Consider the following 15,102-nt stretch of genomic DNA (forward strand, 5'->3'; position numbering starts at 1 on the left):
GAGGGCACCAACTGCGAGAACCTCCCCGCCACCCATGAGTTCCTCAAGCGGGTGCGCAAGGAGATCGACGCCCAGTACCCGGACACGGTGCTGCTGGCGGAGGCCAACCAGTGGCCCGAGGACGTCGTCGACTACTTCGGCGACTACTCCTCCGGCGGCGACGAGTGCCACATGGCCTTCCACTTCCCCGTCATGCCCCGCATCTTCATGGCGGTCCGCCGCGAGTCGCGCTACCCGGTCTCGGAAATCCTCGCCAAGACCCCGGCCATCCCCTCCAGCTGCCAGTGGGGCATCTTCCTGCGCAACCACGACGAGCTCACGCTCGAGATGGTCACCGACGAAGAACGCGACTACATGTACGCGGAGTACGCCAAGGACCCGCGCATGCGAGCCAACATCGGCATCCGCCGGCGCCTGGCACCGCTCCTCGACAACGACCGCAACCAGATCGAGCTGTTCACCGCCCTGCTGCTGTCCCTCCCGGGCTCGCCGATCCTGTACTACGGCGACGAGATCGGCATGGGCGACAACATCTGGCTCGGCGACCGCGACGCGGTGCGTACGCCGATGCAGTGGACACCGGATCGCAACGCGGGTTTTTCCTCCTGTGACCCCGGTCGGCTGTATCTGCCGACCATCATGGATCCCGTCCACGGGTACCAGGTCACCAACGTCGAGGCGTCGATGTCCTCGCCCTCGTCGCTGTTGCACTGGACCCGCCGCATGATCGAGATCCGCAAGCAGAACCCCGCCTTCGGGCTCGGCTCCTACACCGAGTTGCCGTCGTCCAACCCGGCGGTCCTCGCCTTCCTGCGCGAGTACGAGGACGACCTGGTGCTGTGCGTGAACAACTTCTCCCGGTTCGCCCAGCCCACCGAACTGGACCTGAGCAGGTTCAACGGACGCCATCCGGTCGAGCTGTTCGGCGGGGTGCGCTTCCCCGCGATCGGCGAACTGCCGTACCTGCTCACCATGGCGGGCCACGGCTTCTACTGGCTGCGGCTGCGCAGGGACGCCGCGTAGAACGGCCGGGTGGGGCGGTTTCCACCGTCCCACCCGGGGCACGCATCAGTAGCACCCCGACCGCCCCCGGGGAAAGGACGTGACGCCATGGCGGACACTGTCACACGTTCCAGCACGACGACTCCAGGCCTGCTCGCGTCACTTGATCCGCTGTTGCGGGAGTGGCTGCCGCGCCAGCGCTGGTTCGCGGGGAAGGGACGTCCGGTCACCGGGTTCACCCTGGTGGCGGCCACGGAGCTGCTGCCGACCGGCTCCCGACTCGGCCTGTACCACCTGCTCGTACGCGCCCATCAGCCACCCACGCTGGGCGCCCCCGCCCAGCCCGGTGACTGCTACCAGCTCCTCATAGGCGTGCGCGAGGCGCTGCCGCCCCGGCTGGCGCCCGCGCTGATCGGTCATGTCGCTGAGGGACCGCTCGCCGGAGGCACCGTGTACGACGCCCTGTACGACCTGCGGCCCGCCGAAGTGCTCCTGGAGGCGCTGCGGTCCCGGGCCCGGATCGGCGGACTGCGTTTCGACCGGGACCCGGACCGGGAGATCCGGTCCGGCCTGGTGCCGCGCATGGTGACCTCCGAGCAGTCCAACTCGTCGGTCGTATACGGAGATACGTTCATCCTCAAGCTGTTGCGCCGGGTGGTGCCCGGCGTCAATCCCGACCTGGAGCTGCCGCTGGCGCTGGCCCGCGAGGGCTGCCCCCGGGTGCCCGCGCCCACGGCGTGGATGCACGCGGACCTCGCCGGGGAGTCGTACGTCCTCGGCGTGCTGCAGCCGTTCGTGCAGGGTGCCGCGGACGGCTGGGAGCTGGCGCTGCGCGAGCTGGCCAAGGGCGAGGACTTCGTCGGAGAGGCCCGGGCGCTCGGGCGCGCCACCGCCGAGGTGCACACGGCCCTGGCCCGCGCGCTGCCCACGGTCACCCTGGGGCAGGCCCAGCTCCAGCCCATGGTCGACGGCATGGTGGAGCGTCTCGACGCGGCCGCGCAGGCGGTACCGGCGCTGCGCCCCTACGTGCCGGGGCTGCACTCCGCCTTCGCGGCGCTGGCCGACCTGGGCACCGAGGGCCAGGCCTGGACCGCCCAGCGCATCCACGGCGACCTGCACCTCGGGCAGTGTCTGCGGGCGCCCTCCGGTCAGTGGTCGCTGATCGACTTCGAGGGGGAGCCGGCCCGGCCGCTGGCCGAGCGGCGGATGCCGCAGCCGGCGGTGCGGGACGTCGCGGGCATGCTGCGCTCCTTCGACTACGCCGCCCACTCCGCCGACCCGCCGGCGCCCGGCTGGGCCGAGGCGTGCCGGGCGGCGTACTGCTCCGGGTACGCCGACGTCAGCGGCGTGGACCCGCGCACCGACCCGGTGCTGCTGCGGGCCTACGAGACCGACAAGGCGGTGTACGAGGTGGTCTACGAGGCCCGTCACCGCCCCGACTGGCTCGCGGTCCCCCTCTCCGCGATACGCCGCCTCGCCTCACCCGACCAGTCCTGACCTCACCTCACCCTTCGCCCAGGAGGCACTGTCCGTGACCCCCAGCCCCCCGTCCAACGGTCCACACCCGAAGAAGACGGCCGAGGAGAAGAGCACCGAGCAGCCGGCGGCTGCCGTACCGAAACAGAAGAAGGCCGCCGCCACGAAGAAGACGGCGGCGGCGAAGAAGGCAGCGACGGGCGGGGCGAAGAAGGCCACGACGGCCGGGAAGACGGCGGCCGCCGCGAAGAAGGCGGTGACCGCGAAGAAGGCGGTGACCGCGAAGAAGGCGGTCGCGAAGACGGCCGCCGCGAAGACTGCCACGGGAGCCAAGAAGACGGCCGCCAAGGAGACGGCGGCCAAGGAGACAGCGGCCAAGAAGGCGGTCACGAAGAAGGCAGCCGTCACGAAGAAGGCAGCCGTCGCGAAGAAGACAGCCGTCGCGAAGAAGGCAGCCGTCGCGAAGAAGACGACAGCCAAGAAAGCCGTCGCCAAGAAGGCTCCGGCCAAAGAGGCTCCGGACAAAAAGGCACCCGCGAAGAAGTTCATCCCCCAGCAGGCGACCCCGGAGGGGCTCGTCTCCGCCCCGCCGGTCGCCTTCTCGCCGGCTCTCGACGGCGCCGACCGCGACCGGCTGCTGCAGGGCACGCACCACGACCCGCACTCCGTGCTCGGCGCGCACCTGGTCGACGGCGGTGTGGTGTTCCGGGCGTTCCGCCCGTACGCGTTGGGCGTCACCGTCGTCGCCGGTGACCTGCGGGCCGAGCTGCACGACGACGGGGACGGTTTCTTCTCGGACCTGCTGCCGCTGACCGAGGTCCCGCCGTACCGGCTCCTCGTCAGCTACGAGGGGACGGTCCAGGACACCGAGGACGCGTACGGCTTCCTGCCCGCCCTCGGCGAGCTCGACCTGTACCTGATCGGCGAGGGCCGGCACGAGGAGTTGTGGCGGGCGCTGGGCGCGGAGCCGATGACGCACCGGGGGGTGACCGGCACCCGTTTCACCGTGTGGGCGCCGAACGCCCGGGGTGTGCGGGTGGCCGGCACCTTCAACTACTGGGACGGCACCGGGTTCCCGATGCGGTCGCTGGGCGGTTCCGGTGTCTGGGAGCTGTTCGTGCCGGGCATTGGCGAGGGCGAGCAGTACAAGTTCGAGATCACCCGGCCCGACGGCTCGAAGACGCTGCGGGCCGACCCGCTGGCCCGCCGCACCCAGGCCCCGCCGGAGACGGCGTCGATCGTGCACGCCTCGCACCACGAGTGGGGCGACGAGGAGTGGCTCGCCCGCCGTGCCGACCGCCCCGCGCACGAGGGCCCGTTCTCGGTGTACGAGGTCCATCTCGCCTCCTGGCGGCCTGGACTGACCTACCGGCAGCTCGCCGAGCAGCTGCCGGCGTACGTCAAGGATCTGGGCTTCACGCACGTCGAGCTGATGCCGGTCGCCGAGCACCCCTTCGGCGGATCGTGGGGCTACCAGGTCACCGGTTTCTACGCGCCGACGGCCCGGCTGGGCACGCCGGACGACTTCAAGTACCTGGTGGACGCGCTGCACCGGGCCGGGATCGGCGTCCTGATGGACTGGGTGCCCGCGCACTTCCCGCGCGACGACTGGGCGCTCGCCGAGTTCGACGGGCGACCGCTGTACGAGCACGAGGACCCGTTGCGGGCCGCGCACCCCGACTGGGGCACCCTGGAGTTCGACTTCGGCCGCCGTGAGGTGCGCAACTTCCTGGTCGCCAACGCGGTGTACTGGTGCGAGGAGTTCCACATCGACGGGCTGCGCGTGGACGCGGTCGCCTCGATGCTGTACCTCGTCACCCGGGCCACGCACCACCAGGGCCCGAGCGGCTTCGGCGGTCTCGGGTTCGGGCTGAAGTGGAACATGGGCTGGATGCACGACTCGCTCCAGTACATGAGCCACGAGCCGATCCACCGCAAGTACCACCACCACGAGATGACCTTCTCGATGGTGTACGCCTACAGCGAGAACTACGTCCTGCCGATCTCCCACGACGAGGTCGTGCACGGCAAGTTCATGGGGCAGGAGTTCGCGCAGGGTGCCGAGTGGTCGGAGGCGCACGGGCCCGACTGGTGGCTGCTGGATCCCGGGTACGGCGCGGAGGCCGACCACCGGGGTGTGCGTGACCTGGTCCGCGACCTCAACTCGGTCTACCGTCACACGCCCGCCCTGTGGGAGCGCGACACCGACCCCTCCGGCTTCGGCTGGATCGTAGGTGACGCGGCCGACGACAACGTCCTCGCCTTCCTGCGCCACGACGCGGACGGCACCCCGCTGCTGGCGGTCAGCAACTTCTCCCCCATGGTCCGTCCCGACTACCGCCTGGGCGTCCCTGACGACGTCCCCGCCTGGCTGGAGGTCCTCAACACCGACGCGGCCCGCTACGGCGGCGGCGACATCACCAACCCGGACGCGGTCAAGCCGGAGGCGACGGGTTGGCACGGCTGCCCCGCGAGCATCCGCCTGACCCTGCCACCGCTGGCGACGGTCTGGCTGCGGCCGGCCTGATCTCGCTCGTGGCTGGGTCAGCAGGTGATGAACGGCTCGGTCAGGTGCGGTGTCGCGAGGTGGAGGGTGCTGCCGACCCGGCCGCGGAGCACCTGTTCCCTCGAGGCCCGTGCCTGACCAGGGTCCATCTCGTGGGCGTAGGCGAGTTCGGGATGGAGCAGCTGGATCGGGTGCACGAGCAGGTCACCGGTGACGGCGACCAGATCGCGCCCGGACGCGACGAGCACGCTCTGGTGCCCGGGCGTGTGACCGGGCGTGGTGAACACGCGCTCGCCGCCGCGCAGCGTGGTGTCGCCGTCGAGCAGCCGTAGCTGAGCGGTCTTGCGGAGCGGGTCGATCACAGTGGACCGCAGCTGCGGGTTGACCTCCTCGATCGCGTCGAGTTCGGCCTGCTGCAAGAGGTATTCGGCATTCGGGAAGAACGGCCGCGGCTGCTCGCCGCCGACGACGGCCCAGCCCACGTGGTCGGTATGGAGGTGGGTGAGCACCACGGTGTCCACTTCGAAGGGCTCGATGCCCGCGGCGGCCAGGGAAGCCGGGAGCGCCCCGGGCACGGGCGCCCACGAGGCCGCCGGGCTGTCGGCCGGGCCGATCCCCGCGTCGACCAGCGTCACGCCCTGGTCGCCGCGGATCGCGAACGCGCGGAACTGGAGCCACCAGCGCCCGTCGGCGTCGAGCGCGCCGGGATCGAACCGGTCGGCCGCCGCCCACTGCTCGGTGCCGGCGTCGGGGAACGCCTCCGACCTGGGGGAGAAGAACGGGCCCGCGCCGTCGGCGAGCGCGATGACGGTGTACGGGCCGATCTGAAGGGAAGGGGACATCCACAGATAGTGCCACCGACGATGTTGGCGCGTCGGGCGGCGAGGATCTGACTGGGCAACGTCAGCTCTCCCCCTTGCCGCCGTGCATCAGTCGGCGCAGGGCCGCCAGCAGTCCCCTGGCGTGGCCGTCGTGGCCGTGTGGGCCGGGGGTGGCGGGGACCGGCTCCGGCCGGCGGGTGGACGAGGCGGGTGCCGCGAGTTCGTAGCGCACCGGGAGCAGGCGCAGGCCTCGGACCACCGGGCCGGAGCGCCAGGGCAACTGGTCGTGCGGGAGGGTCAGTTCGACCTTGGTGACGTGGTCGAAGATCCGGCCGACGGCGGTGGTCACGATCTGGGTGCCCAGCTCGCGGGCGGCCTTGGGGCACTGGTGGGACCCGGCGCCCCAGCCCAGGTGGGCGCGGGTGCTGGCGGTGGTACCGACCATGTGCGACGAGCCGAGCGCCAGCAGGTCCTGGTGCGCTGCCGCCGCGGACGGCGAGACGATGTCCCCGGCCCGCACCCAGAAGTCACCGAGCCGGACGTCCCGCGCGGCGAAGCGGAAGCACATGTTGGCGACCGGCGGGTTGGCGAGCGCCGCCCGGTTCACCGTCTCGCCGAGCTGCCCGGCCGACAGGCTGCGCCGCACGGTGGCGTTGCCGCGCAGCACCTCAAGGAGCGTGTTGAGCACCATGTTGCCGGTGATGTCGTTGAGGTAGACCGCGTTCATGAACAGCTCCCGGCCGAGCTGTTCGTCGCTCAGGTCCGGGTCGGCGAGCAGCATGTACGAGGTGAGGTCGTCGCCGGGGCGGGCCCTGCGGTGCGCGGCGAGCCTGGTCATCGCGGCGAGCGCGCGGGCCGTGGCGGGTCCGGCGTCGGGGCCGCCGTCCAGCATCCGCCACAGGTCCATGACCAGTTCGTCGCCGAGCTCCACCGGGCAGCCGAACAGCCGGGTGGTGACCATCAGCAGCAGCGGCCGGGTGTACTGCGCGCCGAGGTCGGCGAAGCCGGTGGTGCCCGACTCCGCCGCGAGCAGGGCGACGAGTTCGTCGGCGTAGCTCTCGACGGCCCTCCGCAGTTCCCAGCCCTCGGGGCTCGCCGGGTCCTGGAACGGGTTGAGCGCCGAGTGGTGCGTGCGCCGCGCCGCCCGGTGCTCCTCCTCGTCCATGAACATCGTCTGCCGTACCTCGTACCCGGCGAGCAGCGGCCAGCCGACGGGCAGTTCGCCCTGTGCCCGCGCCCGCCAGTAGCGGATGTCCCGCCGCCACTGGTTCTCGTTCCTGAGCACGTCCAGGACCTCGCGGTAGCCGAGGACCAGCCAGACGGGCACGCCCAGGAATCCGACGGGCGCGACCGGACCGTGGATGTACCGCAGCCGCGCGTACACGGCGCCCGGATCGGTGTCGAACTCCGCGGTGAGCAGCGGTTCGACCGGCAGTGACGCGAGGGTGGGGCTGTCGGCCGGTGGGCCGGCGGAGCGGGAGTGGACGTCCATACCGCAACGCTTACCGCACCGGCCGTGCACACGCAGTGATCGTGTCACGAACTGTTACGGCTCCTACACGATTCCGGGTCCTTACGCGAACGCGTCGGCCAGCGCCTCCGGTACGGATCCCGTGTGCAGCACGCCCAGCCGCTGGGTGGCGCGGGTCAGTGCCACGTACAGGTCGCTCGTGCCGTACCGCCCCGGTTCGACCACGAGCACGGAGTCGAACTCCAGACCCTTGGCCTGACGGGGGTCGAGGAGGACGACCGAGTGCGTGAGGTCGGGTTCGGCGTCCGCGGTGACCCCGTCCAGCCGTGCGGCCAGCCGGCGGTGCAGGTCGCGCGGGGCGATCACCGCGAGCCGCCCCTCGGCGGGGGTGAGCTCCCCGACCGCCTTGGCGACGGCGCCGGGCAGGTCGTCGGTGGCGCGCAGCCAGGGCCGTACGCCGGTGGAGCGCACCGAGCTGGGCGGTTCGAAGCCGGGGTGCTCGGCGCGGACGACGGCCGCGGCGACCTCCATGATCTCGGCGGGGGTGCGGTAGTTGACGCCGAGGCGGGTGTGCTCCCAGCGGTCCTCGACGTACGGCCGGAGGATGTCCGCCCACGCGCCGACGCCGGCCGCCTCGGCGGTCTGGGCGGGGTCGCCGACCAGGGTCATCGAGCGGGTCGGGCTGCGCCGCATGAGCAGCCGCCACGCCATCGGCGAGAGTTCCTGCGCCTCGTCGACGATGATGTGCCCGAACGCCCAGGTGCGGTCGGCCGCCGCGCGCTCGGCGGCGCTGCGGTGATCCTCCTCCTCCTGGCGTTCGGCGAACCGTTCGGCGTCGATGATGTCGTGCGCGGACAGCACCTCGGAGGCGTCCGGGTCGCTGTCCTCCTTGTCGTCGAACTCGTAGGTCCGGGAGGCGTAGGACACGTCGAGGACGCCCTGCGCGTAGGCGATCTGGGTCTCCCGTTCGCGCTCGGCGCGCGCACGCGCCGAGCGGTCGTCCTCCCCGAGCAGTTCGGCCGCCTCGTCGAGCAGCGGTACGTCCGCCACGGTCCAGGCCCGGGTCACCGGGCGCCGGATCGCGGCCGCGTCCTCGTCGCCGACGTACCCGCCGGGTTCGGCGAGGAAGTCGGCGACCAGGCGCTGCGGGGTCAGCCGCGGCCACAGCTGGTCGATCGCCGACCAGACCTCCGGGTTCTCGGCGAGTTCGTCGCGGATCTGGGTGATGTCGGCCGGGTCCAGCAGGCTGGAGCCGTCGTAGGGGTCGGTGCCGACGCGTTCGGCGTACAGATCGGTGAGGGCGTTGAGGATGTGGCCCTCGAAGTACTCACGGGCCGCGTTGTGCGGCGCCTTCACCTCCCGAGTGCGCTCGCGGGCGACGCTCACCAGACCGTCGTCGAGCATCAGGATCTCGCGGTCGTGCTCGATCGCGATCACCGGATCGGGCAGCGCCTGCCGGTCCCGTACGACGGCGGCGAGTACGTCGGCCATCCGGGCACGGCCCTTCACGGCGGCCGCCTCGGGCGTGTCCGTGGCCGTCGCCCGCACGCCGGGGAACAGCTCGCCGACGGAGGCGAGCAGGACGCCCGTCTCGCCGAGGGAGGGCAGCACCTCGCCGATGTAGCCGAGGAAGGCGGGGTTGGGGCCGACGATCAGGACGGCGCGCTTGGCGAGCAGCTCGCGGTGCTCGTACAGGAGATAGGCGGCGCGGTGCAGGGCGACCGCCGTCTTGCCGGTGCCGGGGCCGCCCTCGACGACCAGCACCCCGCGGTGGGGGGCACGGATGATCTCGTCCTGTTCGGCCTGGATGGTCTGCACGATGTCGTGCATGCGGCCGGTGCGGGCGGCGTCCAGCGCGGCGAGCAGCACGGCGTCACCGGTCGGGTCCTCGTGGCCGGTGCGGGTGCTGTCGCCGAGGTCGAGGATCTCGTCGTGCAGGGCGGTGACCCGGCGGCCCTCGGTGGTGAGGTGCCGGCGCCTGCGCAGACCCATCGGGGTGTGGCCGGTGGCCAGGTAGAACGGGCGGGCGACGTCGGCCCGCCAGTCGATGAGGATCGGGGTGCGCTCGGCGTCCTCGGTGCGCAGGCCGATGCGGCCGATGTGGTGGGCGGTGCCGGAGGAGAGATCGATGCGGCCGAAGCAGAGCGATCCTTCCACCGCGTTCAGCGCGGCGAGCAGCCCCGAGCGCTCGGCGACGAGGATGTCCCGCTCCAGCCGGGCCTGCCTGGGGGTGTGGCCCTGGGCGAGGGCGTCCGTGACGGAGTCCTCGGTGTCACCGCGCAGCGCGTCCACGCGCGCGTACAGGCCGTCGATGAATTCCTGTTCGCGTCGGATTTCACCGTCTGGCAATTCGGAGTTCGACGTGTTTGACAATTCCACTCCCGCCCGGATATACTGTGTTCACTGAACTTCTTTGCGACTTGCTTTCCTTGAAGTCGCGAACCATTCAATATACGCAAAGAAATCCCCCGAGCGCAATTGCTCGGGGGATTTCGTCGTGTCGGGCCGCGTGCTCCGGTGCGGTCAGAGCACGTCGGACAGCTCCTCCAGGAGCCTGCGCTTGGGGCGCGCGCCCACCATCGACTTCACCGGCTCCCCGCCACGGAACACCATGAACGTCGGCATCGACAGCACCCGGTAGGCGTTCGTCGTCGTCGGGTTGGTGTCCACGTCCAGTTGTACGACCTTGAGCCGGTCGCCCTCCTCCTGGGCGAGGGCGGTGAGCACCGGCCCCATCTGCCGGCACGGCGGACACCAGTCGGCGGTGAACTCCACCAGCACCGGGAGCTCCGCCCCCATCACCTCCGCCTCGAAGTCCGCGTCCGTCACCTCGGCCACACCCGCTGCCTTGATCACCGTTCCTGCCCTCCCAGTTCGCACCTGGGTTCCGGACCCCCCGGAACCAGCGACTCGGCACCCAGCGCGTCACGTGCCCGCTCGGCCCGCGCGAGCTGCCCGGCCACCTGCTCCCGCACCGCCCGCAGATCGCCGATCAGCGCGTCGAGCTCGTCCAGCTTGCGCCGGTAGACCACGAGGGACGCCGGGCAGGAGTCGCCCTCCGGATGCCCGGCCCGCAGACACTCCACGAAGGGCCGCGTCTCCTCCAGGTCGAACCCGAAGTCCTGGAGCGTCCGGATCTGTTGCAGCAGCCGCAGGTCGCGCTCGTCGTACGACCGGTATCCCTGGTCGTCGCGGCGCGCGGGCAGCAGCCCACGTGACTCGTAGTAGCGCAGCGTCCGGGTCGTGGTCCCGGCCCGCGCGGCCAGCTCGCCGATTCGCATACGTACGAACGTAAGGCTTGACGCCGACGTCAAGGCAACAGCGGTTTCCGCTCCACCGGCGAGGTGAGCACGATCGACGTCGTCGTGCGGCCCAGCACCGAGATCGCTTCGAGGACCTCCTCCCCGGTCGCCAACCAGCCGACGACCTGCATCCAGGTCGAGGAGATCGCCGACTTCGTGTCAAGGCCCTCTTCCACGAGGTCGAGGTGGGCGAGGTCTCGCCCTTCGCCTTCACCCGCTCCTGCGGCATGGACACTCCCGGGCCACCCGGCTCGGCTTCACCTTCGGCCATGTCCGGCAGTGGCTGCCGCGGGCGGTGGCGGAGACCCTCGGCACCGCGGGAAGGGCCGCCTGACATGAGAGGCGGGCACGCCCGCCGTGGTCACCATGCCGACCACGGCGGGCGTGCCCGCCTCCCGGGCCACCTCACTGGTGGCCGAGCTGAGCGAGTAGGTCCGGAAACGAGGAAACCGGGCGGCTGAGCTACGGGGGAGTACTCGGCCGCCCGGCGTCTGTGCCGGGTGCCCGGCCCGGGTTCAGGCCGGGCCGGACACCCGGAGCGGGTGGGCGGAGGGGGCGGGTCAGGCCTTCGCCAGCTCCTTCTCGCCGCCCTCGCGCTGCTCGGGCAGCCCGGCGACGTCGTCGCTCTCGCCCTCGCCGTCGTCGAGCAGGGTCTTCTCGTCGAAGGGCGCCTCACCGGCGAGGACCTGCTGGACGCGGTCCTTGTCGATCTCCTTGGTCCAGGTGCCGATCAGGACGGTGGCGACCGCGTTGCCCGCGAAGTTGGTGAGGGCGCGGGCCTCGCTCATGAAGCGGTCGATACCGACGATGAGGCCCATGCCGTCCACCAGGGCGGGCTTGTGCGACTGCAGACCGCCGGCCAGCGTCGCCATGCCGGCGCCGGTGACACCGGCCGCGCCCTTGGAGGCGACGAACAGGAAGAGCAGCAGCGGGATCTGCTCGCCGATCGCCATCGGGGTGCCCATGGCGTCGGCGATGAACAGGGACGCCATGGTCATGTAGATCATGGTGCCGTCGAGGTTGAAGGAGTAGCCGGTCGGGACGGTGATGCCGACCACCGGCTTGCTGACGCCCAGGTGCTCCATCTTCGCGATGAGGCGCGGCAGCGCCGACTCGGAGGAGGAGGTGGACAGGATCAGCAGGAACTCACGGCCCAGGTACTTGAAGAGCGTGAAGATGTTCAGGCCCGCGACGACCCGCAGCAGCGCGCCGAGCACGATGAAGACGAACAGGAAACAGGTGACGTAGAAGCCGAACATCAGCACGGCGAGGCTCTTCAGCGCGTCCACACCGGCCGAGCCGACGACCGCGGCCATGGCACCGAAGGCGCCGATCGGGGCGGCCCACATGACCATCCCCAGGATGCGGAAGACGAGCCGCTGGATGTGCTCGATGCCACGCAGGACCGGCTGACCGGCCGAGCCCATCGCCTGGAGCGCGAAGCCGGCGAGCAGGGCGATCAGCAGGGTCTGCAGGACCGACTCGTTGGTGAAGGCGGACACGATCGTGGTCGGGATGATGCCGAGCAGGAACTCGGTGGTGTCCTTGGCCTCCGCCGACACCTGCGCCTGACCGGTCTCCTTGACCGCGTCGGTGATCGCGAGGCCGGTGCCCGGCTCCAGGATGTTGCCGACGACGAGACCGATGCCCAGCGCCACCAGCGACATGACCATGAAGTAGCCCAGGGCGATACCGCCCACGGCGCCGACCTTCGCGGCCTTCCGTACCGAACCGATACCGAGCACGATGGTGCAGAAGATGATCGGAGAGATCATCATCTTGATCAGGTTCACAAAACCGGTGCCGATGGGCTTCAGCTCGACGGCGAAGTCGGGCGCGATGAGACCCACCGCGATACCGATGGCCACCGCGACGATCACCGCGATGTAGAGATAGTGCGTGCGGTCCCGCTTGGCGGCGGGTGCGGCAGGTGCCGTTGGGGAGTTGCTGGCGGCGGCCACGGTTGCCCTCCTTGACGTCTTCGTCGGCATCACCGGCGTGCGGCTCACGTCCGGATGGGTGTGGGGGTTAGCGGAGACTATTCCGGGCCCTGTGAGCGCGGTCACCCTTCCGTTCATTTAGTTCACAATCGGCCAAGAGGCAGACTGACGACATGCGTATCCCCGTCCCGAGACCCCGGAGCCTGGCAGGGCAGCTCTTCGCCATGCAGGCGGTGCTGATCGCCGTCGTCGTGGCCGGATACGCACTGTTCACGTACGTCAGCAACGCCCGCCAAGCCGAGGACGCGGCGACCAGCCAGGCCATGGCGGTGGCGCACTCGGTCGCCGACGCGCCCTCCGTCCAGTCGGCGATCCACGACCCCGACCCCTCCGCCGCGCTCCAGCCGTACGCGCTGCGGATCATGCACGACACCCGGGTCGACTTCGTCACGATCATGAACCCGCAGGGCATCCGCTGGACCCACCCCGACGAGGACGAGATAGGGCAGCGCTTCCGCGGCAACACGGCCCCGGCGCTCAAGGGCGAGGCGTTCAGCGAGACGTACACCGGCACCCTCGGCCCGTCGGTCCGCGCGGTGGTCCCCATCGAGGACGGCGACAAGCGGATCATCGGGCTGGTGAGCGCCGGCATCAAGGTCGAGGCGATCAGCGAGCGGGTGCGCGGCCAGGTGACGGCCCTGTTCGCCGTCGCGGCGGGCGCGCTGGTGCTCGGCGCCGTCGGCACGTACGTCGTCAACGCCCGGCTGCGCCGCCACACCCACGGCATGAACGCGGCCGAGCTCAGCCGCATGCGCGACTACCACGAGGCCGCACTGCACGCCGTACGCGAGGGGCTGCTCATGCTCGACGGACAGTTCCGGGTGGCGCTCATCAACGACGGCGGGCGGGAGTTGCTGGGCGTGCCCGGGGACGTGGTGGGCAGGTCCGTGGCGGAGCTCGGGCTCCCCGCGCCGCTGACGGGGGCGCTGCTGGCGTCGGAGCCGCGCGTGGACGAGGTGCACCTGACGTCGTCACGGGTCCTGGTGGTGAACACCTCGCCCGTGTCGGGGGGCGAGCGGCGGGGAACGGTCGTGACGCTGCGGGACGTGACCGAACTCCAGTCGCTGATGGGCGAGCTGGACTCCGAGCGGGGCTTCACACAGGCGTTGCGGTCACAGGCGCACGAGGCGGCCAACCGGCTGCACACCGTGGTCTCCCTGATCGAGCTGGACCGCGCCGAGGAGGCCGTGGAGTTCGCCACGGCCGAGCTGGAGCTGGCCCAGGCCCTCACCGACCAGGTGGTGGCGGCGGTGAGCGAGCCGGTGCTCGCGGCCCTGCTGCTCGGCAAGACGGCCCAGGCCAACGAACGGGGCGTGGAACTGGTGGTGTCGGAGGACAGCGGCCTGGACGACGGGCTGCTGCCGGAGCCCCTGCCCGCCCGCGACCTGGTGACGATCCTCGGCAACTTGATCGACAACGCGGTCGACGCCGCCCAGGGCAGCCTGCGGGCCCGGGTGACGGTGACGGCGCGCACCGAGGGTGCCGAACTGCTGCTGCGGGTGTCGGACACGGGGGCGGGCGTCGATCCCGCCCACGCCTCGCAGGTCTTCGAGCGCGGCTTCTCCACGAAGCCGGCCGGGCCCGGCGGCCGGGGCCTGGGCCTGGCCCTGGTGCGGCAGGCCGTGCACCGGCACGAGGGTGCCCTGGCGGTCACGGAGGCGGACGGCGGGGGCGCGGAGTTCGAGGTACGCCTGCCGCTCGCAAGCGCGGCCCCTCCCCCGGCCTCCGAACCTCCCCAAGCCCTCGGGTCTCCCCGCGGAACCGCCTCCGAGGGCGGCTCTCCAGAAGGCACCGCCTCCGCGAGAGCCGCCTCCGGAGGTGCGGTGTGAGTACGGACGAGCAGCCCATCCGTGTTCTGGTGGTGGAGGACGACCCCGTCGCGGCGGACGCGCACGTCCTGTACGTGAGCCGGGTTCCCGGTTTCGTCGCCGTCGGCAAGGCCCACAGCGGCGCCGAGGCCCGGCGGATGCTCGACCGTACGGCGGTCGACCTGCTCCTCCTCGACCTGCACCTGCCCGACGTGCACGGCCTGCAACTGGCCCGCACCCTGCGGGCGGCCGGCTACCACGCGGACGTCATCGCGGTGACCTCCGCGCGGGACCTCACGGTCGTCCGCGAGGGCGTCTCCCTCGGTGTCGTCCAGTACGTGCTGAAGCCGTTCACCTTCGCCACCCTGCGCGACCGTCTGGTGCGCTACGCGGAGTTCCGGGGAGCCGCGGGAGAGGCCAGCGGTCAGGACGAGGTGGACCGCGCCCTGGCGGCGCTGCGGGCCCCCGGCCCGGCCGCTCTGCCGAAGGGCCTGAGCGCCCCGACACTGGAACGGGTCACCGTCGCCCTGCGCGAGGCCGAGGAGGGCCTCACCGCGGCCGGCGTCGCCGAGGCCGTGGGCATTTCCCGGATCACGGCCCGCCGGTACCTGGAGCACCTGGTGGAGGGCGGAAGAGCCGAGCGGAAGCCGTTGTACGGGCAGGTGGGACGGCCGGAGCTGGTGTACCGGTGGGTACCGGACCGACGCAAGTGAGGA

11 protein-coding genes and 1 pseudogene are annotated in these 15,102 nt (G+C 71.3%); 5 read left to right on the forward strand and 7 right to left on the reverse strand.

Annotated elements, in window-relative coordinates; genetic code table 11:
• The 3 genes from IG99_RS40080 to glgB all read left to right on the forward strand — a co-directional run.
• A partial coding sequence (locus tag IG99_RS40080) for an alpha-glucosidase C-terminal domain-containing protein (RefSeq protein ID WP_037683301.1) occupies nt 1-1,023 on the forward strand: 1,023 nt, incomplete at its 5' end.
• 87 nt (nt 1,024-1,110) lie between these two features.
• On the forward strand, nt 1,111-2,499 hold the full coding sequence (locus IG99_RS40085) for a maltokinase N-terminal cap-like domain-containing protein (RefSeq protein WP_037683304.1): 1,389 nt from the start codon (nt 1,111-1,113) through the stop codon (nt 2,497-2,499).
• Nucleotides 2,500-2,533: 34 nt separating this feature from the next.
• A complete protein-coding gene (gene glgB, locus IG99_RS40095) occupies nt 2,534-5,005 on the forward strand; it encodes a 1,4-alpha-glucan branching enzyme (RefSeq protein WP_078948203.1) in 2,472 nt (823 codons plus the stop codon).
• A gap of 17 nt (nt 5,006-5,022) precedes the next feature.
• On the opposite strand, the gene IG99_RS40100 is transcribed toward glgB, so the two are convergent.
• The 7 genes and pseudogenes from IG99_RS40100 to IG99_RS40125 form a co-directional block, all read right to left on the reverse strand.
• The gene (locus tag IG99_RS40100; protein ID WP_037683305.1) at nt 5,023-5,826 is read right to left on the reverse strand and encodes an MBL fold metallo-hydrolase; all 804 of its coding nucleotides are present in this window, start codon (nt 5,824-5,826) and stop codon (nt 5,023-5,025) included.
• Between the two features lie 61 nt (nt 5,827-5,887).
• A complete protein-coding gene (locus tag IG99_RS40105; RefSeq protein ID WP_037683306.1) occupies nt 5,888-7,297 on the reverse strand; it encodes a cytochrome P450 family protein in 1,410 nt (469 codons plus the stop codon).
• Between the two features lie 81 nt (nt 7,298-7,378).
• Complete coding sequence (locus IG99_RS40110; RefSeq protein ID WP_078948204.1) at nt 7,379-9,610, reverse strand: HelD family protein; 2,232 nt, start codon at nt 9,608-9,610, stop codon at nt 7,379-7,381.
• A 189-nt stretch (nt 9,611-9,799) separates the two neighbouring features.
• Complete coding sequence (locus IG99_RS40115) at nt 9,800-10,114, reverse strand: thioredoxin family protein (RefSeq protein WP_037683360.1); 315 nt, start codon at nt 10,112-10,114, stop codon at nt 9,800-9,802.
• A gap of 14 nt (nt 10,115-10,128) precedes the next feature.
• Nucleotides 10,129-10,557 (reverse strand): MerR family transcriptional regulator, encoded by a 429-nt coding sequence (locus IG99_RS40120; protein ID WP_037683310.1) that lies wholly within the window; start codon nt 10,555-10,557, stop codon nt 10,129-10,131.
• A gap of 29 nt (nt 10,558-10,586) precedes the next feature.
• Nucleotides 10,587-10,679 (reverse strand): annotated as a pseudogene (locus tag IG99_RS46850) (Lrp/AsnC family transcriptional regulator); the annotation flags it as partial.
• 459 nt (nt 10,680-11,138) lie between these two features.
• A complete protein-coding gene (locus IG99_RS40125; RefSeq protein ID WP_051866530.1) occupies nt 11,139-12,569 on the reverse strand; it encodes a cation:dicarboxylate symporter family transporter in 1,431 nt (476 codons plus the stop codon).
• A 122-nt stretch (nt 12,570-12,691) separates the two neighbouring features.
• Here IG99_RS40125 and IG99_RS40130 point away from each other — a divergent pair, with 122 nt between their 5' ends.
• On the forward strand, nt 12,692-14,407 hold the full coding sequence (locus tag IG99_RS40130) for an ATP-binding protein (protein WP_037683317.1): 1,716 nt from the start codon (nt 12,692-12,694) through the stop codon (nt 14,405-14,407).
• A complete protein-coding gene (locus IG99_RS40135) occupies nt 14,404-15,099 on the forward strand; it encodes a response regulator (RefSeq protein ID WP_037683318.1) in 696 nt (231 codons plus the stop codon). Before IG99_RS40130 ends, IG99_RS40135 begins: the two co-directional genes overlap by 4 nt.
• Nucleotides 15,100-15,102 lie beyond the last annotated feature (3 nt).

Origin of the sequence: Streptomyces griseus subsp. griseus (genome assembly GCF_000720255.1) — a bacterium.
Classification (GTDB): domain Bacteria; phylum Actinomycetota; class Actinomycetes; order Streptomycetales; family Streptomycetaceae; genus Streptomyces; species Streptomyces griseus_I.

Excerpts from the sequence above, each read along its gene's own strand:
- IG99_RS40085 (WP_037683304.1), top strand. The coding sequence starts at position 1,111 with ATGGCGGACACTGTCACACGTTCCAGCACGACGACTCCAGGCCTGCTC.
- IG99_RS40100 (WP_037683305.1), bottom strand. The coding sequence starts at position 5,826 with ATGTCCCCTTCCCTTCAGATCGGCCCGTACACCGTCATCGCGCTCGCC.
- IG99_RS40105 (WP_037683306.1), bottom strand. The coding sequence starts at position 7,297 with ATGGACGTCCACTCCCGCTCCGCCGGCCCACCGGCCGACAGCCCCACC.
- IG99_RS40120 (WP_037683310.1), bottom strand. The coding sequence starts at position 10,557 with ATGCGAATCGGCGAGCTGGCCGCGCGGGCCGGGACCACGACCCGGACG.
- IG99_RS40125 (WP_051866530.1), bottom strand. The coding sequence starts at position 12,569 with ATGCCGACGAAGACGTCAAGGAGGGCAACCGTGGCCGCCGCCAGCAAC.
- IG99_RS40130 (WP_037683317.1), top strand. The coding sequence starts at position 12,692 with ATGCGTATCCCCGTCCCGAGACCCCGGAGCCTGGCAGGGCAGCTCTTC.